The sequence below is a fragment of the Riemerella anatipestifer genome, assembly GCF_035666175.1.
In the GTDB taxonomy this organism is placed as follows: Bacteria; Bacteroidota; Bacteroidia; order Flavobacteriales; family Weeksellaceae; genus Riemerella; species Riemerella anatipestifer_D.
The window spans coordinates 437,491-460,702 of sequence record NZ_CP142016.1 but is presented as its reverse complement, the minus strand read 5'-3'; the positions used below and the strand labels follow the sequence as shown (position 1 = coordinate 460,702).

28 protein-coding genes are annotated in these 23,212 nt (G+C 33.6%); 2 read left to right on the top strand and 26 right to left on the bottom strand.

Features of this window, described 5'->3' with window-relative positions; translation table 11 throughout:
• Positions 1 to 4: 4 nt before the first annotated feature.
• The 12 genes from VIX88_RS02260 to VIX88_RS02205 all read right to left on the bottom strand — a co-directional run bounded on the left by VIX88_RS02260 (position 5) and on the right by VIX88_RS02205 (position 9,972).
• Positions 5 to 3,961 carry a phage tail tape measure protein gene (locus VIX88_RS02260; RefSeq protein ID WP_214193990.1) on the bottom strand — a complete coding sequence of 1,319 codons (3,957 nt, stop codon included), beginning with the start codon at positions 3,959 to 3,961 and terminating at the stop codon, positions 5 to 7.
• Between the two features lie 109 nt (positions 3,962 to 4,070).
• Positions 4,071 to 4,244: a hypothetical protein gene (locus tag VIX88_RS02255; protein WP_164857936.1), complete on the bottom strand. Its 174-nt coding sequence runs from the start codon at positions 4,242 to 4,244 to the stop codon at positions 4,071 to 4,073.
• A gap of 1 nt (position 4,245) precedes the next feature.
• The gene (locus VIX88_RS02250) at positions 4,246 to 5,124 is read right to left on the bottom strand and encodes an IS982-like element ISRa1 family transposase (RefSeq protein WP_222535136.1); all 879 of its coding nucleotides are present in this window, start codon (positions 5,122 to 5,124) and stop codon (positions 4,246 to 4,248) included.
• A gap of 129 nt (positions 5,125 to 5,253) precedes the next feature.
• The gene (locus VIX88_RS02245) at positions 5,254 to 5,721 is read right to left on the bottom strand and encodes a hypothetical protein (protein WP_127919974.1); all 468 of its coding nucleotides are present in this window, start codon (positions 5,719 to 5,721) and stop codon (positions 5,254 to 5,256) included.
• Between the two features lie 49 nt (positions 5,722 to 5,770).
• Positions 5,771 to 6,082: a hypothetical protein gene (locus tag VIX88_RS02240; RefSeq protein ID WP_064971283.1), complete on the bottom strand. Its 312-nt coding sequence runs from the start codon at positions 6,080 to 6,082 to the stop codon at positions 5,771 to 5,773.
• 6 nt (positions 6,083 to 6,088) lie between these two features.
• Complete coding sequence (locus tag VIX88_RS02235; protein ID WP_064971284.1) at positions 6,089 to 6,430, bottom strand: hypothetical protein; 342 nt, start codon at positions 6,428 to 6,430, stop codon at positions 6,089 to 6,091.
• A gap of 1 nt (position 6,431) precedes the next feature.
• Positions 6,432 to 6,713 carry a hypothetical protein gene (locus tag VIX88_RS02230; RefSeq protein ID WP_064971285.1) on the bottom strand — a complete coding sequence of 94 codons (282 nt, stop codon included), beginning with the start codon at positions 6,711 to 6,713 and terminating at the stop codon, positions 6,432 to 6,434.
• A 469-nt stretch (positions 6,714 to 7,182) separates the two neighbouring features.
• Positions 7,183 to 8,091, bottom strand: a complete 909-nt coding sequence (locus VIX88_RS02225; RefSeq protein ID WP_237190389.1) for an exonuclease domain-containing protein — start codon at positions 8,089 to 8,091, stop codon at positions 7,183 to 7,185.
• Positions 8,092 to 8,197: 106 nt separating this feature from the next.
• Positions 8,198 to 8,602: a hypothetical protein gene (locus VIX88_RS02220; RefSeq protein ID WP_064971287.1), complete on the bottom strand. Its 405-nt coding sequence runs from the start codon at positions 8,600 to 8,602 to the stop codon at positions 8,198 to 8,200.
• A gap of 39 nt (positions 8,603 to 8,641) precedes the next feature.
• The gene (locus tag VIX88_RS02215) at positions 8,642 to 8,824 is read right to left on the bottom strand and encodes a type II toxin-antitoxin system HicA family toxin (RefSeq protein ID WP_041320586.1); all 183 of its coding nucleotides are present in this window, start codon (positions 8,822 to 8,824) and stop codon (positions 8,642 to 8,644) included.
• Positions 8,825 to 8,888: 64 nt separating this feature from the next.
• A complete protein-coding gene (locus tag VIX88_RS02210) occupies positions 8,889 to 9,395 on the bottom strand; it encodes a hypothetical protein (RefSeq protein ID WP_064971288.1) in 507 nt (168 codons plus the stop codon).
• Complete coding sequence (locus VIX88_RS02205; protein ID WP_185126657.1) at positions 9,382 to 9,972, bottom strand: hypothetical protein; 591 nt, start codon at positions 9,970 to 9,972, stop codon at positions 9,382 to 9,384. Before VIX88_RS02205 ends, VIX88_RS02210 begins: the two co-directional genes overlap by 14 nt.
• A 136-nt stretch (positions 9,973 to 10,108) precedes the next feature.
• Here VIX88_RS02205 and VIX88_RS02200 point away from each other — a divergent pair, with 136 nt between their 5' ends.
• Positions 10,109 to 10,987, top strand: a complete 879-nt coding sequence (locus VIX88_RS02200; RefSeq protein ID WP_127919818.1) for an IS982-like element ISRa1 family transposase — start codon at positions 10,109 to 10,111, stop codon at positions 10,985 to 10,987.
• Here the strand turns inward: VIX88_RS02200 and VIX88_RS02195 are convergent.
• Both VIX88_RS02195 and VIX88_RS02190 read right to left on the bottom strand, forming a co-directional pair.
• Complete coding sequence (locus VIX88_RS02195) at positions 10,984 to 11,124, bottom strand: hypothetical protein (RefSeq protein WP_164857923.1); 141 nt, start codon at positions 11,122 to 11,124, stop codon at positions 10,984 to 10,986. The genes VIX88_RS02200 and VIX88_RS02195 overlap by 4 nt on opposite strands.
• Before the next feature lie 177 nt (positions 11,125 to 11,301).
• Positions 11,302 to 11,934, bottom strand: coding sequence for a hypothetical protein (locus VIX88_RS02190; protein WP_064971294.1), 633 nt, complete (start codon positions 11,932 to 11,934; stop codon positions 11,302 to 11,304).
• 425 nt (positions 11,935 to 12,359) lie between these two features.
• Here VIX88_RS02190 and VIX88_RS02185 point away from each other — a divergent pair, with 425 nt between their 5' ends.
• The gene (locus VIX88_RS02185; protein WP_064971293.1) at positions 12,360 to 12,638 is read left to right on the top strand and encodes a helix-turn-helix domain-containing protein; all 279 of its coding nucleotides are present in this window, start codon (positions 12,360 to 12,362) and stop codon (positions 12,636 to 12,638) included.
• A gap of 647 nt (positions 12,639 to 13,285) precedes the next feature.
• Here VIX88_RS02185 and VIX88_RS02180 read toward each other — a convergent pair.
• The 12 genes from VIX88_RS02180 to VIX88_RS02125 form a co-directional block, all read right to left on the bottom strand.
• Complete coding sequence (locus VIX88_RS02180) at positions 13,286 to 13,849, bottom strand: N-acetylmuramoyl-L-alanine amidase (protein ID WP_064971292.1); 564 nt, start codon at positions 13,847 to 13,849, stop codon at positions 13,286 to 13,288.
• A gap of 1 nt (position 13,850) precedes the next feature.
• Complete coding sequence (locus VIX88_RS02175; protein ID WP_222535135.1) at positions 13,851 to 14,525, bottom strand: hypothetical protein; 675 nt, start codon at positions 14,523 to 14,525, stop codon at positions 13,851 to 13,853.
• Positions 14,497 to 14,985, bottom strand: a complete 489-nt coding sequence (locus tag VIX88_RS02170; protein WP_041320590.1) for a phage holin family protein — start codon at positions 14,983 to 14,985, stop codon at positions 14,497 to 14,499. Before VIX88_RS02170 ends, VIX88_RS02175 begins: the two co-directional genes overlap by 29 nt.
• 3 nt (positions 14,986 to 14,988) lie before the next feature.
• Entirely contained in the window at positions 14,989 to 15,426 is a 438-nt protein-coding gene (locus tag VIX88_RS02165) for a DUF1353 domain-containing protein (protein ID WP_214193988.1), read from the bottom strand.
• An 11-nt stretch (positions 15,427 to 15,437) separates the two neighbouring features.
• Positions 15,438 to 15,878 (bottom strand): hypothetical protein, encoded by a 441-nt coding sequence (locus VIX88_RS02160; protein WP_153938294.1) that lies wholly within the window; start codon positions 15,876 to 15,878, stop codon positions 15,438 to 15,440.
• A gap of 11 nt (positions 15,879 to 15,889) precedes the next feature.
• Complete coding sequence (locus tag VIX88_RS02155; RefSeq protein ID WP_222535134.1) at positions 15,890 to 17,698, bottom strand: hypothetical protein; 1,809 nt, start codon at positions 17,696 to 17,698, stop codon at positions 15,890 to 15,892.
• 4 nt (positions 17,699 to 17,702) lie between these two features.
• The gene (locus VIX88_RS02150; protein ID WP_064970987.1) at positions 17,703 to 18,278 is read right to left on the bottom strand and encodes a hypothetical protein; all 576 of its coding nucleotides are present in this window, start codon (positions 18,276 to 18,278) and stop codon (positions 17,703 to 17,705) included.
• 43 nt (positions 18,279 to 18,321) lie between these two features.
• Positions 18,322 to 19,200 (bottom strand): hypothetical protein, encoded by an 879-nt coding sequence (locus VIX88_RS02145; RefSeq protein WP_222535133.1) that lies wholly within the window; start codon positions 19,198 to 19,200, stop codon positions 18,322 to 18,324.
• A 21-nt stretch (positions 19,201 to 19,221) separates the two neighbouring features.
• Positions 19,222 to 20,568 carry a hypothetical protein gene (locus VIX88_RS02140; protein ID WP_214193986.1) on the bottom strand — a complete coding sequence of 449 codons (1,347 nt, stop codon included), beginning with the start codon at positions 20,566 to 20,568 and terminating at the stop codon, positions 19,222 to 19,224.
• Positions 20,568 to 20,891, bottom strand: coding sequence for a hypothetical protein (locus VIX88_RS02135; protein WP_214193985.1), 324 nt, complete (start codon positions 20,889 to 20,891; stop codon positions 20,568 to 20,570). Before VIX88_RS02135 ends, VIX88_RS02140 begins: the two co-directional genes overlap by 1 nt.
• Before the next feature lie 275 nt (positions 20,892 to 21,166).
• Entirely contained in the window at positions 21,167 to 22,705 is a 1,539-nt protein-coding gene (locus tag VIX88_RS02130; RefSeq protein ID WP_237190387.1) for a hypothetical protein, read from the bottom strand.
• Positions 22,680 to 23,096, bottom strand: a complete 417-nt coding sequence (locus tag VIX88_RS02125) for a hypothetical protein (protein ID WP_237190385.1) — start codon at positions 23,094 to 23,096, stop codon at positions 22,680 to 22,682. Before VIX88_RS02125 ends, VIX88_RS02130 begins: the two co-directional genes overlap by 26 nt.
• Between the last annotated feature and the right edge of the window lie 116 nt (positions 23,097 to 23,212).

Genomic DNA, 23,212 nt, shown 5'->3' with positions numbered 1-23,212 from the left:
CAGTCTAATAAACAACTCTTGTTTTTTTCATTTCATAATGCACAACGGGTTTATAGATTACTTTTGTTTTATCATCACCATTGGGATTGGTAGTTTCGGTTACGAAACCACCATCAGCATAGCCTTTTGGTAGAGCAATACGCCCTGTCCTTATGGCTTCCATCCATTCTACCGTGTCTGCAACTATAGGATTCTCTAGCATCCAATCTGGCGTTACATATTCATTGCCGTGGACTATACCCGCAGGGCGTTTCCCTGTTTTATCTGGAGAACCATAGCCTGGACCAGTATAGCCACCTTTAGCAAAACTTTCTTTTTCTGGTAAAGGAGTAGAGGCTATGGTTGCAACTTGTATAGCTCCGAGTGCTCCAACAGCTATAGATAAGGGTATATTAGGTAAAGATTTTGTAACTGCTAGTGCAGTACTCATAATAGCATTAGCAATATTAAATGCTTTTTCAGCAACTGCTTGTTTATGTGCTATCTCAGATTTTTTTTTGGCAGTTTCAGTATCTAAAGCCTCTATTCCTTTATGATATTCTTCTTGAGAAATAAGCCCTTGATTAAGCTGTACTAAAAGTGCTTTTCGTTTTTTATCTTGATTTTTGGTAAAACGCTGCATCTCTCTCTCATTGAGATTTTGTTGCAATTGAGCAAAACGATTAAATGCATTACTCAATGCCTGCGTAGCCATTTGAACTGCTTTAATTTTTCCTTCTGTGGTTTTAAGATTTTTAAACATATCTTCCCACTGGTCTGCTGAAAAACCTAGTAGATCTACTTGAGATAATTGCTGTCTTCTTTCTTGTGAAGCTCTGTGCTCATCATTTTCTTTGTTACCTTGAATAGCCCCTTTAACTTGGGTTATCCTTATATTAAGCTCATCTAGGTCTTTTTTTAGTTTTTCGGCAGCCTCTCCTGTAAGCCCTTTTAATGATTCTTCTAGAGCTTCCTTTTGAAGTTCTAAAGATGCTAGTTGACTTTCTAACATTTTTCTATCCGCATCTTCCCGAAGAGCTTTCTTAGCATCTTCTAAAGTTTTGATTTGTAGAAGTTCTTGTTGGGTAAGTTTTAGATGAGTCATTTTTGAAAGAGCCAATTTTGCCTCTTCCATAGTTGAGATTTTTTGGATAGCTTCGTCATCTGAAGCTCTCTCTTTATCTATCCGAAGCCTTTCGGACTCAAAAAAATCAGAAAGCCTCTTAGTGATCCATTTCTCCTTTATCTCGCTGACTTTATGACCGTGGGCTTCTTCCGAAGTTTCTACGATTTTATCGTGCAGAGCAAGTAAGCTCCGCTCTTTTTCTAAAGCCTTTTCGTAATTTTTAGCAGCTTCTGGAGATTTTGCGTTTTTCTTCTTTTCTTCTAAATCCTCTATGGTTTTTAGAATATCGTCTTGGTATTTCCTTTGGCTGTTAAGTTCCTTAGAGCGTTCTGCATCTAGAATAGCTAATTCTGCCTCTAGGCTTTTTTCTGCGAGTTTTTGTCTTTCTAAATAATAGTCCGAGTCCATTTCCAACAGCTTATTATAGGCATCGGAGTAGGCTTTTTGTGAATCTTCTAAGTCTTTCTTAGCTTCTTTTAATTTATCAGCTTCAGTATTTTTTGCAGGTCTATTTTTAGTTCTTTTAGGAGCATCAGGAACTATTTGGTTACCATTATTTCCACCGCCAAAGTCATTGACGATATCTTGTTTCATCAGCTCTGTATATTCATTTGCTAGAACATTAAAATCATCATTTACTTTTTGAATATTTTTCAGAGCCTTATCATAATAAGAACCATAACTTTTCATCATCTCTTTGGCATATTTATCACCTCCTTTTGCTTTCCAAATTTCCATTTGTTTAAACATATTTGGATCTAAATTTTGAGCCTCGTAAGAAGTTAATTTCATAACACCTCCAGTTAATTTCCACAACCAGTCTTTACCTGCGGTTTCAGCAACAGGAGCATTTCTCATATCTTCTATTTGCTCCATTTTTTCGTCCATTTTCTTCTTTAATACTTTTGCTCTAGCATTTCTATAAAGGGCATTAGTATATTTGTTAATGGCTTCTGTTGCAGCTTTAGTATTAATGTTTTCTAGAGTCAGATTTCCTAAATACTCTGGAGATATTTCATTTAGTTTTTTTATAGCAGAAAGTCGTCTCTCTTTGGCTATAGTTTCATCTTTAGCTATTTTTAGCAAACTATCTAACTCATTTTTTTGAGAAATGATATTTTTGTTAGTTTCTTCGGTTACACTATTGAGTAGTTTTTGTTTTTTAGTAGTATTATCTACTTCTTTAGAAAAGGCTTTATAAGCCATATAAGCGGTGGTAACTAATGTAATTAATACTCCTAACGGGCTTGCTTTAGCGGTAATATTAAATATCATCATGGCTTCCCTAGCTCTATTTATATTTAATGTTACTAGAGCTAAAGCCATGTTATAAAGCAAATATCCTACTCTTAGTAGTGCCATAGAGGCTACTTTGGCTTTATCTGCAACAATATTGAGCCAAGTAGCTTTAGTCAAACTTCCTGTAGATGCAGAAGCTATAAGAATACTAGCATTATATCCCACTATGGCAGTTCCCACTACCTTAATGATGTTAAACAAAAACTCCATTCTTTGTTTAAATGCTAATACTCCATCTCCTGCCTCCTTTGTTACACCAGTTACCCAACCTATTAATTCTATTAACCATTCAAATTTGTTTAGAATATTAGTACTTGAGAACATATCATTCCAAGCATTTTTTAGTTTTTCTATAATGGCAGGAGCGTTGTTGTTTTTAGTGTTAAACTCTGCACTTAAGGAGGTCGCCTCTGCCATAGCAGAGCTAGAACGCTTCATGGCTTCTCTGAATTCATCAGTTCGGTTGGCAGCAGCTCCTACTGCTTTTTGTACTTCTAAAGAGTTAAGTTTAAGGCTCTCAAATATTTTAATGGTCTCATCGCCAAGAAGTCCTTTCATTCCTTCAGCAAACCTTAAAAAGAATTCTTCTGGTTTCTCGTTGAATAGCTTTTGAGCTTCAGCTACACTCATATTCATAGAATAAGCGAAGTTAGAAAGTCCTTCTCCAGCTACTTTCATAAAGTTGGTAAACCCAGATGATGCTATTTGTGCATCAATGCCAGCTTCTTCAAACCCAGCACCTAAACCTAGAACTTTATCAATAGAGGGTTTTATTGCATCTGGTAAAGCCCCAACTCTTAAAGCAAAGTCTGAGATATTCCCCTCACTTGCTGTACCATTAGCAGCTAACTCGTTAAGAGCAGAGCCTACCTCATTGATGGCTTCTGCATAAGATTTGCCTTTGGTTTCGTTGAATAATCCTTTTATTTTACCTAAAGAATCTACTACATTCTCCAAACCTTCCTGGAAACTATCTCCAAGAGCAACATAGGCTTTGTCTATTTCTTGTACAAAAGAAGCCATTTCTTCTTTTGGGACACCTAAACGCCCACCTACTTCAGCAATTTTCAGGCGGTCGAGCTTTGAGGTTCTGGTATCCATTTTATCAAATTCGTCCCAAAGCTGCTTTACCTCTCCCAGAGCCATGCCTGTAGTTTTCTGAACATCAGACATTGCATCGGCTATATTTAGTAGTTCATCTACTGTGTATTTGGATTTACTTATAATGTTGTCAAAGAAGTTAGCTGCAATATTGGCTGTGAATACCTGCCTAAAGGTAGTTCCTACTTCTAAAATGTTTTTTCTGAAGAAGCCAAGAACTCCAGAGCCGTGAGAAAGTTTATTATTAACCGCCGTTATTTCATTTTTGACTTTTTCAAATTCGGCACGAGCTTCTTTCAGCTCAGCGGCTTTTTGTATAAATTCTTTTGTACCAGGAGTGAGTTTTTTAAGTTCACGCTCAAACTTGGAAACGGTAGAACGAAGTCCATTAAAAGAATTATCAACCTCTTTACCATTTACCTTTAAAACAATAGTGCTGGATATTTCCTTAGCCATTCTAATTTTTTTTTACAAAAATGGAATGTAGCTACAGGAAAATAAAGGACATAAAAAAACGGTTACAGCAATAAGCTATAACCGAAAGAAAATCTAAAAAATATTTTCATTAGCGTTTTCGCAGAGCCTTTGTTATGATGTAAAGCCCAATTAAAATAATGATGATAAGAAGACTATCACCAAGAGGACCACCTTTAATTAGGCTAACAATAGGAAAAATGTAAAATATACATATACCTAATACGAAGATGAGAATAATGATAGTAGATAACTCGTTGTGCATTTTAAATAATACTGATTTTTAGATGATTTAATTTTCTTTGGAAGATAAATTTATTGATATATTGAATAACCGTTGTGGCGGTTATTTTACTGATTATCCTTGTTTTAAAGCCTTCAAAAGTTTTAGCATAGTTTCTTTTAATCATAAATTGGTCGCAAAGTTGAGAGAAAAATGTCTCAATTCGTTTTCGCTTTTTCTTGTACAATGAAAATTGAGGAATATAATCTTTCTGATTACTTCTCATTGGTGTATCTAATTTAATATTAGCATAGTTAAATAAATCTATTTGAACTTTTGCTGATAAATAGCCTCTATCTCCAATTAAAGTACAGTTTCGCATTTGCTCACCAATATCTTTTAAATAGTGGATGTCGTGAACGGATGCAGGGCTTATATCAAAATTCTTAATCACACCATTTAAAGAACATACTGCGTGTAGTTTATAGCCATAGAAATATAATTTCTGTGAAGCACAATAACCATATGTTGGTGAAGAATAGGATTGCTCTTTACAAATTTTTGAACGAGTAGAACGAGCGTTTTCACAAACTTTCATTGGCATGCTATCAACGATAAAAATATCTTCAAACTCATTGAACTCCATCGAAATACGCTGTCTAATTTGCTCTGTTTGTAGGGATAGTCTTCGTTTTCGCTTATTGTAAACACTTCTTTCAATTTTGTTTATCAGAGAGTTTGGCAATTTTCTAAATAACTGTAATTCGCTATCAATACTCAAGTATTCAGCAGTAATATTAAGACTTATGACTTCTAAATCGCTCATTTTAGGTGTTCTTCTCTGATAACTAATCAGTTGATTTTCTGAAAAAAGTCCTAAAACTTCCAAAATTCTTTCATATATTTGCTCTAAGTTGTTCATTTATATCGTTTTATAGCAAAAACAATATACTTATTTTCAGTCTAATAAACAACTCTTGTTTTTTTCATTTCATAATGCACAACGGGTAGTAGATAGTAATTTCATAAGTCAAATATAATTAAATTTAAACTACTTTGAAAATTGTTTTAAAGGAAAAATAAGTTCTTCTGCAAATCTCTGAGCTCGTAGTTTTGAAACATTTTCCATCACGAACGGAATTACACCACTATCCTCAATTGCAGTGTCTATAAACGGTCTAGCTTCCATTTTGAAATTATGTTCTTTATAAAAGTAGGATATATTATTGGGCTTGGTTCGCTTTCTCTCTGCTCCTTGCCTTACGGTATCCACGCCATAATGTTGTGCGAAACCGTGCTTAGCCATTTTTATCGCTAAGGAACGCATAAAAATCTTTTGGTTACCATCTTTAAATTTACCGTAGCGTTTTATTTTAGCCTTAGCTTCGGCATCTTTTAAGGATGCGGCATCTTCCTTTCTATTGTAGTGTTCCTTGAACGATTTAGTCCTATTGCGTAGGGCAGATGTAAGCATTTGTTCAGCTTTCTTTGCAATTTGTAATTCTTCTCTATATTCCATAACCCAAAAATAAAACAGGTGTCCCTCGCAAGAAAGGACACCTGGTGTTTTATACTTCATAGAGTACCCAAAGGAGTACCCTGCCTACTTCTACTTTGTCATATTCTGCTGGAATTCCCTTTTCCTCATCACCTTCGTAGATGCAGACTTCTTGAGTTAATATTTTATGCTCTATTTCAAATGAGCAATCTTTCATTACCTCAAATACATCGTGTTCTGTAATAGGCGTTGAGGGTATAACCCCTCTAAACATAGAAAGCAACTCTTGTGTGCTTTTATGTATTTTATTGCCTCCACCAACACCTATAGGCGAATAAAATCGGAGCAAAAGCTCTTTCATGATTTCTTTATAATCTTCCATAGCTTTTTACTTTTTAGAGATTTTTTCTGCTTCAGAAATGAGTTTTTTAACTTTTATCTCCTGTGCTGATAGCTCAAGACTTTCTTCACTATTTATATATACATCGTCATTTGTTTGTAGAAATATAAATTTACCAAATTCTTGTGAATTCGTGATACATATTTGGGTAATTTTTATAACATCGTCTAACCATCTGGAGATGATTTCCGTGTCTTTTTCAAATACAGGACCACCATCTAAAATTTGGTTCTTGGCATCTAAAATACGGCTGATGTATCTTTTATCACTCTTAGAGCGTTCAAACATCGCCATGAGCTGCATGGCGAGTTCGTGTCCGAAAGTTTCCATATTACAAAGAATATTTTAGATTAAATATTCTTATCATATTGTAATAGGCTTGCTCAAAAGAGCTACCATAGGCAAAAGCGGTGCGGTTGGTTGCTTTGGATTGAAAGGTTACTTTATAGGCCCCCGTCTCCAATCGCTCTGCGTTTAGGCAACCTTTGTTCTCCTTGATAAAATCAAAATTTTTTGGAAATTGCTTGATGAAAAACTGTGTTTTTTCTAGTCTGCGTTTTGCTAAAAACTTACTCCATCTTCTGTTTTTAGCGGTTTTTGTTTGATGTTGCATTTTATATCTATTTTAAAAATGTTTCAAAAGAAACACCCCGATTGTGTAGGGGCTGCAACACCAAACAATCAGAAGATTGAAAACCTACACGCACGAGGCGTAATTTATGTACGAAAAAAGTAATTCAGATTAATCTGATTGTTTAATGTTGCACTGCAAATGTATAAAAATAATTTAATACTATAAAAATATTTTATTAGAAATATTTTAAAATAGTTTGTTTTCAGGTACTTGTTGCATTAAGTTTAGTAAAAGCTCATTATTAAAACCCGTTGTGCATTATGAAATGAAAAAAACAAGAGTTGTTCATTTATATCGTTTTATAGCAAAAACAATATACTGATTTTCAGTCTAATAAACAACTCTTGTTTTTTTCATTTCATAATGCACAACGGGTTTTTAATAAATAGATTTATCACTTCTGGAGATAAATATAGAGGTTTTGGAAAGTTTACTCTTTTAGCCATAATTACAAATTAAATAGTTCTATAAATTTATTTTCATCAATGATTTCAATACCTAATTTTTCTATTTGTTCAAGTTTTTTCCATCCTGCATTTGCACCAACAATGACATAGTCTGTCTTGCTAGAAATACCACGATTGATATCTGCTCCTACATCATAAAGCAATTTCGCCAGCTCATCTCTAAGTGGAAACCTTTCAAAAGTTCCTGTGATCACTACTTTTTTAGAGTAGAAGAAATGGGAGGTATCTTCTATATCAGTTTTTGGGTTTATCAATTCTGATGAAATGGACCTTACTTCCTTATTTGCAATAATATCAGAAAGGAGTATATTTTTTGTAGGCTTAGCTTTGATTTTTGTTTTCGAAAAATTATAATCAATAGAAAAATCAGGCAATAACGCAAAATATTTGTTTAGCTTTATTCCTAACTCAGCAGTTTTTGTGGCATCATATAGAGAATTATGATAGTGTGTTTCATCAAAAGGAATAGAAAGAAAATCGCAAATGTCTTTTAGTGTGTAGCTTTTCAAATTGTGGAATAATCGCTTGGAGAGTTGTAAGGTATCTACTATCAAAAAGTCGTCTTCAGAATATGGAATATCGTAATACTCTAGCGTTTTTGGAAGTATATTCTTATCAATATTATTCCCATTATGAGCTAATATTGTTTGGTTGTGAATGTATGGTTTAATCTCTTGCCAAAGCTCATGAAATTCTGGTTGGTTAGCTGTCATTTCTGGCGTTATTCCGTGTATTTCAATATTCCGAGGGTTATAATGGTTTCTTGGAGGTTGTATTAACCATTCCTTTCTGTCAATGATATAAGAGTCTTTCACAATGCATAATCCTAGAGAACACGGACTGTAGCGATGAGTATTAGCAGTCTCAAAGTCAATAGAAATAAAGTTCATAAACAATTTATTTTTTCCTCGTGGTAAAGATAAAGAAAAAATAAAAACCCCACCAAAATGGTGGGGGAAACGGCTGTATAGCCATTTATCTGAAATCAAGTATCTTTTATATTCTTATAGATAATAGCTCTTGCCCTAAGCTATGAATGGCATTTTGAATTTTCATAGCTTGCTCTACAGATGCGGCTGCTAAACCTGTTTTGTATTGTCTTGCTAAAGACTCATTTATCCCTGCTTTTTTAGCAATAGCAGAAATTTTAATCTCCTTAACAAGGTTAAACATAGAAGATAAGTCCATCTGATAAAGAAATACTATATCTGAATAATTATCTGCATAGTCTTCTCCAAGTTCTTTAGCTAATTCTAAATTATCAGCAAAAGCCTCTTCAAAATTAGCTTTTAATTCTTCAAAAGAAGACCCAAAAGAACTGACAACCCCTTCGTAATTTTGAGAAGTTCCCCAGTAGCCATCTTCGTGTTTTTCTACAAAAACAATAATTTCTTTAGCCATAATAATTTAATGTTATAATTAAGTTCATTAACAGGAGGGCTATTTAAGCCCTGCCTGTTTCAAAATGGATTTTACAGTTTTGATTGGTGTATCCTTTTCAGGATGCGGAATCGTAACTAATCCTTTTTTGACTGGATGTTTGAAGTGATGATGACTACCTTTAACTCTTACAAGATACCAACCATCTGCTTCAATCATCTTGATTAATGAACTTGATTTCATACTGCAAATATATATAACATTTTTGTTATATGCAAGTTTTTTATAACATTTTTGTTATATTTTTTTAGCAAATTTTATCTAGGTCTTTCCAATCGTCTGTGGACACTTTAAGATGCTGTGGGTTCTTTAGATTGAAAGACACTTCTGCTCCAAAAATACCAACGCCCTCCAGCTCAATAGGTCTAACTTCTACAGAGTTTTTAATTAGGGAATTGTAGAGCAGGTGTCCGTTTGTATTACTATCTAGCTTGATACGAGCAACTACTCTAAGGGCAAGTTCTTCGGCTTGGTCTATCCGCTCGTACTGTTTTTCGTAATCATCTGGAGGTACATTGTTGTAGAGGATACCAAAGCTCACTCTTCGTACAGCGGTAGATGCCATTGCTTCTCCTTCTATACCTAAGCTGTAACCAAACAGGGCTAAGCAGGGCGATTTTAAACCTTTAGAACTTTGCTCTTTATTATGCAGCTCACGGCTGAAATAACCAGAAAAATCGTTTAAGAAATTAGACTGCTCCACCAGGTTCTGGAAGTATTTTTTTAGCTTGAGATAAGAGTTACTTTTGTGCATCTTGTTTTAGTTTATGTATTCGTTTGGATTCTCTAAAAGCATTAAGAAAGTCGTAAATAAGCGTAGATTGGCAATCTTTGAGATTACCTAATAATCTAAGTTCATCAGCCGCCATCATTACCACAACCTGGGAGAAAGGTGTATAGGGTTCTTTAGTTCTAAATACAGGTTTCAGAGGGTCTTGTTCTTTGGCTTTCTTTGGGAATATATCGGGGTAAGTATCCGTTATATACATTCGCACGGCTGAAAATATAAAAACAATTCTCTGGGCTTCTTTTAGTGAGATTTTGTCTGTTATATCCGCAATTTCATTTAATCTTAGTTTACTGAACCCCGTTTTAAACCGATACAAACAGGCTACTAGTTGTCTTAGGATTTTTTCTTCTTTTTTATCTGAATACCTATGGAGTAAGGTATCACAAATGGAGAATTGCTCTATGGTAATATCTCCCAATCTAGTGGCAGGTTCTACAAGACCTTTAATTTTTGGGAAACTATAAATATTGGGCTTATCAAAGATAAACTGAGTTGCTTCATCAAATGCAGAGATAGGGTAGTGGAGTAGAATCCACCTCATTCTTAAATAGCTCCAAAAGCTATTGTTTTTGCATAATAAAATTTGGATTACCCGTTGTGCATTATGAAATGAAAAAAACAAGAGTTGTTTATTAGACTGAAAATCAGTATATTGTTTTTGCTATAAAACGATATAAATGAACAACATAGAGCAAATATATGAAAGAATTTTGGAAGTTTTAGGACTTTTTTCAGAAAATCAACTGATTAGTTATCAGAGAAGAACACCTAAAATGAGCGATTTAGAAGTCATAAGTCTTAATATTACTGCTGAATACTTGAGTATTGATAGCGAATTACAGTTCTTTAGAAAATTGCCAAACTCTCTGATAAACAAAATTGAAAGAAGTGTTTACAATAAGCGAAAACGAAGACTATCCCTACAAACAGAGCAAATTAGACAGCGTATTTCGATGGAGTTCAATGAGTTTGAAGATATTTTTATCGTTGATAGCATGCCAATGAAAGTTTGTGAAAATGCTCGTTCTACTCGTTCAAAAATTTGTAAAGAGCAATCCTATTCTTCACCAACATATGGTTATTGTGCTTCACAGAAATTATATTTCTATGGCTATAAACTACACGCAGTATGTTCTTTAAATGGTGTGATTAAGAATTTTGATATAAGCCCTGCATCCGTTCACGACATCCACTATTTAAAAGATATTGGTGAGCAAATGCGAAACTGTACTTTAATTGGAGATAGAGGCTATTTATCAGCAAAAGTTCAAATAGATTTATTTAACTATGCTAATATTAAATTAGATACACCAATGAGAAGTAATCAGAAAGATTATATTCCTCAATTTTCATTGTACAAGAAAAAGCGAAAACGAATTGAGACATTTTTCTCTCAACTTTGCGACCAATTTATGATTAAAAGAAACAATGCTAAAACTTTTGAAGGCTTTAAAACAAGGATAATCAGTAAAATAACCGCCGCAACGGTTATTCAATATATCAATAAATTTATCTTCCAAAGAAAATTAAATCATCTAAAAATCAGTATTATTTAAAATGCACAACGAGTTTGGATTATTTTAATGTAAGCCTCTGTGAAATTCTTACTTTTAACCCCATTTATAATGTTTATTATTTCCCTTTGCTGAAAGTCTGATAATTCAGACCAAGAGCTAGGCACAACCACTTTCATAATTTTTTTATGCAAAGTTATGCCCACCTTTTTGCGAGAAAAAGGACAAGAAAAAGCAGCGATGACTATTTCGCTGCTTTGATATTTTTTTTATCTTTGTACTTCATTAAGCACAAAAAGTGTTTAAGTTGGTATCCCTGCCACAATTATTTGAGCAGAAAACCAATCGTTGCCACCTTACGAGGTGGCTTTTTTTATATTTATGTACGACTTTGCACAAACAAAACTTTCTTTTCCTTTAAATTTATAATCCATCGTGCGATGCCATACGCACGATGCAACTTGCCCCCAATGGTCTGACTCTCTAATGACATACTGCCCCTTAGAGTCTTCGCCATACCAATAGCGGGACGATATTTCTGATTTTACCTTAATCTTTAAGGTAAAAGAATATGCTCTTTGTCTATAAAAGTCATGTTGTATTTTTTCAATGTTTGAAAGACACCTTTCAATACCTCGCTCTCTTATGTCAGACAATAGAACATCTTCATAGATAAAGTGTTCGCTATCTGTCTTAATGTAAAATTTTTTATTAGAACGAGGGAAATCTTCTCCTTCTTGAATTTTTGAAAGAATTTTTTTCACTTTGTTTTCATCTCCTTCTTTGTGGAAGTCAATCTCATAAAACAACTCTTTGAATATAAAAGGAAATTCTACTTTATCTTTATAGAAATCTCTTTTGTAGGATACATAGTCAGGCTTTCTTTTAGGCTTTTTGCAAACCTTGAAAGTAGCCTTACTTTCAATGAAAAAATTATCAAAAGAATAATCTTTATCAAATTTGAATCTTTCAATATTTAATCTTCCCATGTTGCGTAGTATTTTTAAAAACCGATTAACCTATACATCGGGAGGTTTCCTTTATAAGGCATTCCTATAGTTCTTTTGGATCTAGTCGAGTAAATTTATCATCAGAGAGAACCTATAGGGAAGAACTCCGATGATTGATTTCGGATTTTTACACAAGTGTGCTTTTTTTTCAATTTAAAATCCGAATAAAAAACTGCCGTTTTTTGTAAAATAAAGTTTGAAAAAACGGATAAAAACCTATTTCGTTACTTCATAATAATTAAATTTTATTTTAATTTTTACAGTGAAAATATAAATATATTTAAATTATCATACAAGTAAAGAGTGTTAAAAAATGTTAAATTTTATAATGGCAGTTTATTAAATTTAATTTTATTAAAAAATAGTTAAATTTGTACGATAGAAAAAAATTAAAGTAAAGTTAAATGATAGTAAAGCAGATTCTGAAAGATAAAGGAATGACGGCAAAGGAACTCGCCGAGAGTATCGGAATGTCAGAGACTGGGCTGTCTATTGCCCTATCCGAAAAAGGAAATCCCTCTTTATCAACTCTAAAAAAAATAGCAGAAATTTTAAATGTTTCTTTGGCTGAACTATTTGGAGGAAATGGAGGCGGTATAATGGGCTTTGTGGAATACAAAGGCATTATTCATAAGATAAAATCTTTTGAAGACCTGCAAAAAATTTTAGATTTGCGAAAATAGCTTTTTAAGAAAAAGGCAACAACTCTATGAGTGCTGCACAATCAAAAGAGCAATAAAGAAATTAAGAACAAAAAAAAGAAGTCCGTAACTTTCTCAGGGTGCCGTGACTTCTTATATAGCTCCAAAGAGATAATCAGCTATCTAGAAGATGTGTCTGCTATCCTACTTTGTTTTGCAAAAATAAAACAAATTGTTTTAATAATTCGCTTTTTTGAATATTTTTAACAATATTTTTCTTCCATTTTTTGTCAGATAAGTATTACTTCTTGACCTTTTTTATTTTCTTTTACTTAATTTATAAATCTTCTTTCCTTGATAATCTTCTTCTGAATTTTCACAGGAGAATCAGACAAAATCTTGTGTGGGATGTTCAGCCTAGGAGATTTAACAACTTTAAAATAATGATAATTAAAAAAACTTGCTGCAAAGCAACTATTATTGTAACTTTGTTCTACATTATTTAATTTAATAATAAATTTTTTCTCATAAATTAAATTTTTTTTATTGACGAAGCCGAAAAGTCAAGGATTTAAACTAATTCTGCTGCAACAGAATTAGTTTTTTGTTATTAGATAGAAATTAAACAAATTCTTAAAAAATATTCCAAAATTATTCTATACGACAAAAACCACCGCTAGGGTGGTTTATTATCTCATATCATCATATTTAGCAGCAATTTCTGCTATTTTCTTCATAAGAATTTCTTTCTTTAAATCCCATTGTTCCATATCATTTGGGTTTGAAATAAAACAAACCTCCCAAAGCACAGAGCAACCTGCTCCTAAGTTCAATATTCCCAATCTTCCGTGTCGTGTTGTACTCTCACACTTCACGCCTCTATTTGGAACACCTAAAATTTCCGATGTGGCTTTACTGATTTCGTCAGCCATTCGGTAACTCATAGAATTTTTGTTTAAAAAATCCCTCCTATTTACGAAAGATTCAGTTCCTGTTACCGTTATAGGTCCAGCGTTGAAATGTATATCTAACAAGACAGAACCTGCTCCAGGTTTAATTCTTCTTTGAAGCTGTGTATTAGTTTCGTTATCTCTGTCTAATATCAGCTCATTCTTCCCGTTTGGGAAATACTTGACAAACAAATTCCTAGCTTCCTTTGTCAAATCGGCTTCTTTTTGTCCATTGTAAACTGCTCCAGGATCTGAATTGTGATGTCCTGCTATGGGAAATGTTTTGTAGTTGGTAAGTATCATTTTAAAATATTTTTAACCTAGATTTAATAGCGTATTTTGAAAATTCCCAAATAAGGATTATTGAAACACCAATAAGCCCATAAAGCCATAGAGGTATATTTTTTCGGTCTGTTTTTGAAGACTCATCTGTTTCATTTATGATTTCTTCTTGTATTTTTGAAAACTTATACAACTTATCATATTCCTTTAAAACTTCGCCCGATTTTGTATTTAATTCCTCTATAGTCTTGCGTTGTTTTTCAATAGTGTATTTAAGGCTATTTATTTCGCTGACTTTTTCCGACAATTCCTTTTGCAGCTTTGCCGTGGTTGTTCTTAATATCTTAGTACCGTTATCTGCTCCAATCTCATAAATATTACCATTCCTATCGGTTAATTTTACGATACCTTTGGCATTTTCTATTACCAAATCTTCGGAGCTTTCGGAGAGACTTTTTTCTTGAATCACTTTTATTTTAGATTGATAATTCTCAATCTCATTTCTGAATGAGGTATTTTCTGCTTTGAGGCTTTTATTTTCATTTAATGCCTCAGATAACTTACTGCTGACTGAATTAAATAAGCTATCATTCTGTATTTTAACTTTGGTTATTTCTTGCAGCTGTTTATTCTTATTAACAGAGCTACAAGAAGCTAAAAATATAAGGCTAAGAATTAGTTGTAGAATTGTTTTCATTATTTTTTTGTTGTTTTAAATGTTCAAATATTTGGCTAACAATGTCCTCTCTTTTTTGCAATACTTCTAGTAGTTCTGCAAAACTTTTATCCGCTCTTCTCCTTACTTTGTCCTCCGCTTTTTCTCTAACGGATTTTGCTTCTGTGAATATTAAGGCTACAGCACAAAACACAGAAAATAAAGGGGTCAGCGATAGAGGAAAAGGCAGAATAGTTGGGGTGATGACATCTAAAAAATCGAATATTAACGCGAAAAACATCATCGAATAATAATAGACGAATTTGTTTATGGTTCTTCGGTATCCTTCGGAAGTCGTTGCCTCTCCCATTTCTTTGGCTTTTTTCAAGCCGAAGCCGAAATCCACAATAATAGCAAGAAGCACCGCAATCCAAATCAATGATATTTGAAAAAATTGTGTGTATAACCTATCGTAATTCTGATTAAAAATCTCTGAAATCATATTTTATTTTGGTATTTTAAGTTGTTGTGAGTAGAAGAAACCGCCCAATAATCGTATCACTTTATGACTTATCCAGTTGAATATTTTTCTTTTTGGAGCGAGTGCTTTTCTCCAGAGTAGTCGCTCATCATCGGCAAACTTCCGAGCTTTGTAGATGTTGTATCCAAAATATTCAAACTGCTGTTGTTTCTCTGTCCATAACTTGTCGTGGATAAGGTCTGCTAAAGCTCCTTCGTCAATGGGTGGGAATAGCCAGTGTAGCCAACTTGGTACACTCGCACCGTCCCAAACAAATCCTTTTGGTATTTTGAGAATATATCCATCAGATAGTTGTATTTCTAAATCAATAAGGGTTATGTAATGCCTTGGAAATTCCTTAGATTTTGGAAGTTTCTCAAACCATTTGACCCCTTTTATTTTTTGTAGGAAAAGTATTTTCATAACTTTTAATTTTAGTCTTTAACAATTTCCCAATCTTGTGCTTCAGAGAAATACATACCTTGACCTTCTTGACACTCTTTTTGAGTGATAATGAGTAGTCCTTTCCTAAACAACTCATTTATATAATCTGTATAAGACTCAAAATCTTCCAGATTTAACCTAAGTAACTTTGATAATTGTTCTAATTCTTCATAAGTGTAAACTTTAATTCTTGTTACAGGAGTACCTAATCTTTTAATTACCATTATTTTTTTAGTAATAGTTTCTTGAGTTATTGGTTCTACCTCATTTACCTCTTCTTCTACCTCTTTAGTACAAGTATCTATAATTCTTAGTTCATACTTATTTTCAGTAGGTTTGTTTTGAATTAAGTCTATTTCCATTGTTACAATGCCTTTGTGTATTGGTGGAAACATTAAATCTCTATTAGACTGTATTGCTATTTTTTGCATTTTTTTAAATTTTAAGGGTTATTACTTTCTAATTGTTCTATTCTTTGTTCTAAGTCATATATGGTTCTTTCCATTCTGTTGATAGAGTCAAATAATCCAGATACCATTTGTTGAACAGAACCTGCAACAATTCTACTTACATCTTCCGATAATATCCTTGCAAAATCATTTACACTTCTTATTCCAACTGTACCATCACCTTTCACCATTACTATTTTATTAAATAATGTATCTCCATCTGCACTGGCTGTTCTATTAAGGTCTAGTTTGAGTTGTCCATTTATTTTTAGCCATCTTTCATCAAACTTTCCTGTTATTAAACCATCATCTATTTTTGTGAAATTATGCTTATCATTGTGTATGGATAATATATTGTCTCTAAATCCAGAACCTACTCCAAAATCCAAATTATTTCCTATAACAACAGAGTTAAGATATTGCACTCTACCATAAGTAGAATAATTACCAGAACCTATGAAAAGGTTATTATAACATCTGTACAATAAATTCCAATAAGGAGATTGTCCTATGATGGTAGACATTACAGCCTTATCTGGTCCATTAGTGCTTGTAAGAATATTTCCCACAAATGTGTTCATTCCAGAGTGCAATGTATAATTATCATTTGGGTCATTTGGGTCTATACCAAAATATTGCTTACCTGTATTATTTTTTGCCATAAATGCAGATTTAGCTACTACAGGTGATAAAGACTTGATATCATCTATATCAATAGTTTCTGATTTAAGACTAAAGGCTGTTGCTTGCCCTATGAATGTATTAGAATAAGATTTAGGTAAATTATAGGCTGTTGCTTGCCCTATAAAGGTATTTCTACCTCCTTTTTTTAGACTAAATCCAGAGCTACTCCCAATAGCTAGATTGTAACTATTATCATTAGCATCAGTAGATTCATCATTTAATTTTTGTAGTGCTGAAGTACCTATTGCTGTATTATGTTTTCCTACTGTATTACTATACAATGCATAACCTCCTATTGCTGTATTTGTTTCCCCTGTAGTATTATTCTCTAACGCACCAATACCATAACTTACATTGTAATTTCCTGTGCTTGACTTATTAAAAGTACCAAAATAGAGTGAACTTGTAGAGATGTCTGTTCCAAATCTAATTTCTTTTATATCATTAGATTCTTTTCTAAATAGTATATCTCTAGGAGTATAATTACCTCTGTTTACAACATCTTGTAAAGTATCTTGTGAAAATTTGGCAGAATATACATCGCCTCTACTATTCACAACTAATTGTTTAACATCAGAAATATTCTCTGGAACTAAATCAGTTACACCAATCAAATGTATTTTACCATTTTCTATACCTATTGAAGCGTATATATCATCATCACTATCGTGATTAGCACTATAAGATAATTCTATACCTTTTTTTTGTACTGTTAATTCAGTCCTTCCATTTCCTGTCCCTTGGGTAACATTGAAATATCCGCTACTTAATCTGAATGAGGTATCTTTTACACCTAATCCTAAACCCTCACCTGTATACATTGAGAAACCAACATCCTGCGATACATTCCATCTGTAATCATACATCTGATTAACACCACCTTTCTCTGTGGTATCTAAAGTGGAATTGGCGATATTTTTTGTATATTCATTAGCGTTTACCCACTCTATAACATCAGATTGCTTTTTTAGTACCCAAATACCATCTTTTTCAGGCTTACTAACTTTAGCAGCAATTTCTTCAAATGTTTTTGAGAAAGAATCCCTTAAGTCTTTTTCTGAAATTTCTGCGTTATCATTATCAGGCAATAGCCCATGTATTTCGTCTAATTTGCTCATAATATTATATTCTAAATCCTTTGGAAAATCCTTGAGTAAAACCACCTACCTTTACTATACTTGAAATACTACCCTCATAGAGGTAAAGAGGTGCATTTGCAGTAAAACTCATAGTAATTAAACTATCATCCTCATACTTCTTTCCTGTTGTACCTTCATAAGAAGACATATAAGCTGCATTCTGTTTATTGCCCATTACCCATAATCTCCCATTAGCATCTGGAATAAAAAACACTAAAGGGATATTCTTCACTTTGGAAGTAAAGCCTAAATTCCTAGCGTTCATTTCCAAAACAGATATTGAAAATTCAGATACAGACTTCCATTTTCTAAGCCCTCCGATAGGTTTTTCGGTTAGGGAATTTTGCTCAAGAAAAACATCTATAAACGCAAGCTGCTTCCCTTCGTTTAGTGTGATATTTTTAGTTTTTATTACCTTATTAGGAGGTGTATTTGAGTTAGGAAGCTGGATTTTATTGAAAAAAAATTCAGGAGCATACCAAATCCTAGTAGCTATACCTCCCACAGCTCTATCTGTTGGGCAGTACGGTAAATCTTCTATTAAAAAATCAAAACTCACAGCACAAAAATACCCTCGATATAGAGGGTATTAAAGGACATTATTATAGATAAAGACCACTATCTTTGGCTATTATTTTGGTTCTAAATGTTTTTTCTATGGGTTGATAACAAGGGAACTTTTCCTTATTGCTCAATAGATAGTTCGTGAGCATATCTAAATACATATTAGAGCTTCTTAAATATTTTTTAGACATTGCAGCAATAACTACTTCTCCTAAAAACATAGATTTTTGCCAGGGTAACTCTTCATATTGAATCGCCATACCTGTACTGAGAAATACCACACCATTTCCAGGTAAAGAGTCATGAATGGTTTTGTTAAGAATATACTTTTTTAGTAAACTTAAAAAATAATCATCAGTAGTCAAATCTGATAGACTGCAACTCCCTAATTCCATTAAAAAAGTATCTAATATTTCATTCATAAGACCGACAAGCCACAGATATACTTCTAAAGAATTATTTAGACTGTAGAATTTTTGAAAATCAAAAATGCTTATTAGCTTGAAAGAATTATTAAAAAATAAATTATCCGCTCTTAAATTATCATCTTCATTGATATCTATTATCGCTGAATAGAGGTTATCATTGGCTTTTTTTAACCAAGATAGTCCTAGATCTCTAATATCCCACCAAGGGGCTTGCCTAGACTTACCATCGTTGTACTGATTGATGCCATAATTGGATAAATGGACTTTTATCCGAGGAATATCCATAACCAACGAAAACAGAATGCCTGCCTTAGCTATTTTTTTATAGATAGCTGAATGCTCTGTCTCTAATTTTTTAAATTGTTTTTCAGAAATAAAGGGAAATATTTTTGACTCAAAGCCTGCCGATTGGTCTATTAAATCCAAGTCAAAATTTTTAGGTGGGGATACCAATTCGTGAATGATATTATCTGGAATTATCTTCTCCATTTTTAGGTGCAATTTTTGAAATTAATTTGTGATTTTTTTTTGTCCGCTAGGATTTTTGTCTAGAGTGGTTAAGTTGATGTTCGGTAATTTAGCTACAAGGTCTGGATTCCAACCGTTCCACTTCTGAATGAGGCGGAAGATATATAAGGTTCTGATGTGCTTTCTTGGTAGTCTTGCACATAAGATGGTCCAGGCTTCTCGTTTATCAGACCCAGAACCACTCAAATTCTTTCCACCTGGTACTCCTGCACCCAATAATGCAGGATCTACTCCCATAGAGAATAATATTTCAGAGTTTCCTGCTGAAGCATCTGGTAAAAATTCCCCATTAGCCTGTGTTTGCTTTATTTCGTCAATTTGTATCCCTTTGATAAGTTCGCCTGTATTTTTATCTCTAAAATAAGGCGATATTATGGACTTACCAGAACCTTTGCTTCCTTTCAGATTTTCATCTATGGCATTTATAAGTTCAATTCTTAGTTGCTCCCTTCTTTCAGATGAAAAATTTGTCCATTCATCTAAGCCATACCTATGTATAAAGTAATCATCTGCTATATGTATGATATATTTAAAATTAAATTGGTTTAAAAACATCATTTTTTTTAGCTCTGGTACAGCTATTACCACATCCATCCAACCCGACTTGAATGAAGAATGCCAACCAACACTAGGGTAGACTTTTTCAATAATAAGACTATTGATAATTGGGACAATGAATTTTCGGATGCCTTTTTCTTTGCAATATTGTTTTATTTCTTCTATGCTTAAATTTTGTGAAAAGCACGGAACTTTAATGTTATCTCGGCTATCAAATTCAGTTTCCCCCCAAGAGGTGTTTATAATTACATTTTGAATTGCACCGTTTTTAGGTTTTTCAAAACGGCAGTAGGAGGCTTGATGCCTCATAACAGAGATGACCTCTTCGCCATTGGGGCTTAAAAGAAATTCTGGAAAAGCAATACCCAATGCTTCATAATCATAGATGATATCAGAAAGCATTAAATCAAAATTAGTACGGTCAAAAAAATCGTATATTTCTGGAATGGAAGATGGGATTTTTTCTTTGAAATTAGCATCACCGTCCGTTTCAAACAGCTCAAAGATACGAATACCTATGCCATAGTGAGCAGATGTAAGCACTTCTAAACCACCAACAGCAGCTCCCACTTTACTCACTTTTTGCATTAGCTCTCTGGGATAGTCATTATTATCACCCCATTTGCACCAATCTTCCGAGTCAGAACTGCTAGGCTTATGCTTAGGACTTGAGTGTTTAGGCGTGTTTTTATCTTTACCTGTAAACTTTATCGCCGCAGAGGGTAAATTAACCCCACCTACTACATAAATATCGTTATTTATTTTTTGCATTAGTAAACCACTTTTTTGCCGTTGTATTCCTGTATGAATAGAATGTTGATTTTTTTAATTTGACCGTCTGGGAGCTTTATATTTCTAGTCCTATTGGCAAAATGATTGGGGTTTTTAAAATCTATATTCATTGCCAATCTTTTTGCACCTTTTTGCTTTGGAGGATTAAGCGATACAGCCGATGGATAAAACTTAATATTTCCACCTGTCTTATTTTGCAAGTTGAATGTTCGTATTTTAATAGAAAAAGGGATTGGATTTTTTAAGCTATCCAGCCGTTTCATATCTGAAAGAACATCTGTGAGAAATATTGTATTTTCCATAGTGCAAAGGTTGAAATACACCCATAAAATGGAAAGGACACCAAAAAAAACTAGCAAAAACCAATGTTATTCTCATATTTTTTTTATTAAATAACTGTAAATCAATTTTTAAAAATTTCAAATGCAGCGTTTTTTCTCAAAATGTTTACTGGATAGGGACACGCGCGCCTTATACCATTCTACAATTACACTTTTAAAAATTTTGCGAAATATGAATGGACCAAAAACAGAAAAGCTCTGCTATCGCAGAGCCGTTAAAAAAGACAATAAAAAAATTATGGAAGATTTGTAATTATAAATGAGTTTGTATATTGATAATCTATAATGTGAGCAAACTGCCAGAACAAACAATAGTCAAAAGTGTCCGAGAAGTGTGTGGCGTGCTCCTGGGGAATAGTTGTACTTCGTTCTGAAGACTTATCCTTCTTAAACGCATCATCTGAAGTAAGCGGAGCATTCTCCATAGAGATGATAAGGTTAGGACATTGGTTTTCATTTATTCTTACTCTTGGTAACTTATGTTCTTGTTCGCAGAGTATTTCATTGATTAGTCTAAACTTCTCAATGTGTGGAGGGTTATTAGTATTTGGCGTTTTATTTATCACCTTCCATCCTGCTGCACGGAGCAGATTCTCCACATCTTCGGCTAAAGTAGTCTTGGAGTTAGCTTCCTGCTTATAGCCAGAACGGTCATGGTATAGATGAACTACATTGCAGCTTGACTTGTGAGATTCGTAATAATCAATAAATTCCTTAACCAAATCAGATAGCTTCTTAGGATTCTTTACAAAGAACTCCTTAATAAATCTAATTTCATTTATTGAACTAAGGTATTGTGATACTGTACCACAATTGATACGACCACCAAAGTCCAAATTAAACTGAAGCGGTACACCTCTTACTAAATCAGTATCATACTTACAGCTGGGCTTGTAGTCTTCAGTCACACCACCTAGAGCATCAATATCATACTTATAAGAATAATAGTGCATACCACTATTCAGCTGAGCGTAGAAGCCGTCAGTAATACCTCTTGGTCGTATGTTCATAATTTCTGCATTAAATAGCAGCTCAGATAAAGCCTCTTCCCTCATTTGCTCTATCCAACCAGGAGTGAGGTTATGTTTATTTACAAGAGAATTAAACTTTAAGAAAGCATATTCTTTTGGTTTTTTCTTAGCTTTATTTTCCCTCTCAGTAAACCATTCTCCTTTTTTCGTCATTGCTACAGATGACACAAAGACCGTAGCATTAAGCATTGTTTTATTTTTAAATTGCGGCTTAATGCTTCGGTTGGTAGTCAGAACATTATTAAATAAACGATCATAAGTAAGTAGAGCCGCTTCATCACCAATAACATAATAGGAGTTCAAACCACGCCCAGAGTTAGGGTTATCTAGTGATACCATTACGATAATACTACCATTACGAAAATGAATAACATTAGTCCAGGAGTCTGGAGGTTGGAAAGGCATTTCAAAACCTAAATTTTGACCACACTTCCCAACGATATAGTCAATTCCCTCAAAAAGACCAAACATCTCTAACCCTTCCTTAGTAGATGGGAGGGTTCTAGTTTTTATTTGAACAAAAGTTTCTCCAACAACAACACCTGTGGAGCGAGGCATTTGCCTTACCGCTTCTTTGATAAACCACCCAATAACAGTAGATTTACCAGAACCACGCCCAGCTTCAATGTTTACATTTTTAATACCGTAGCGTTGATTGGCTAGAATAGCCGTCATTTGCATGAGGTTGAGTTCTAGCTTTTTTCTAGGTTTAAGTATATTAGAAATCTCCTTGGTCATCTTCATAATCTTCATCTTCTGATTTGGTGTCTTCTCTATACTCAACATCTTCAACCTCAAGATTGTTAAAATCAACAACACCGCCAGAAAACATCGCATCCATTTTTTTATACACCCAACGAGGCATAGATAGATGGTACTCGTGAGCTTGTATTTTATTAGGATCTATTTGGTTTTCTTCAGCATCAAAGTTGAATAATGCTCTGTATTCTTTTAACGCCTTCACCGCTAGTTCTCCGTTACCTTCTTTTCTAGCGAGTTGGTATTCGTTCCAAAAGGCTTCTTTTAGCACCTGCCGTTCTGCGGCTAAATGGGTTGCGTCTAGGTCTCCGAATATTTGCATAGACCAGTTGTAATCACGGTAAGCGGTTGCTCTAGAAACACCGTGATCTCGCATTAAAATATGTACGGTTTGATGAGCTGAATATTTGTTATTTAAACACAAAGCCCATGCATGAGTTAAGCGTTTTTTTTTGTTCTTTTCGCTTTCCGTTAGTTCTACGGAATCCTCAT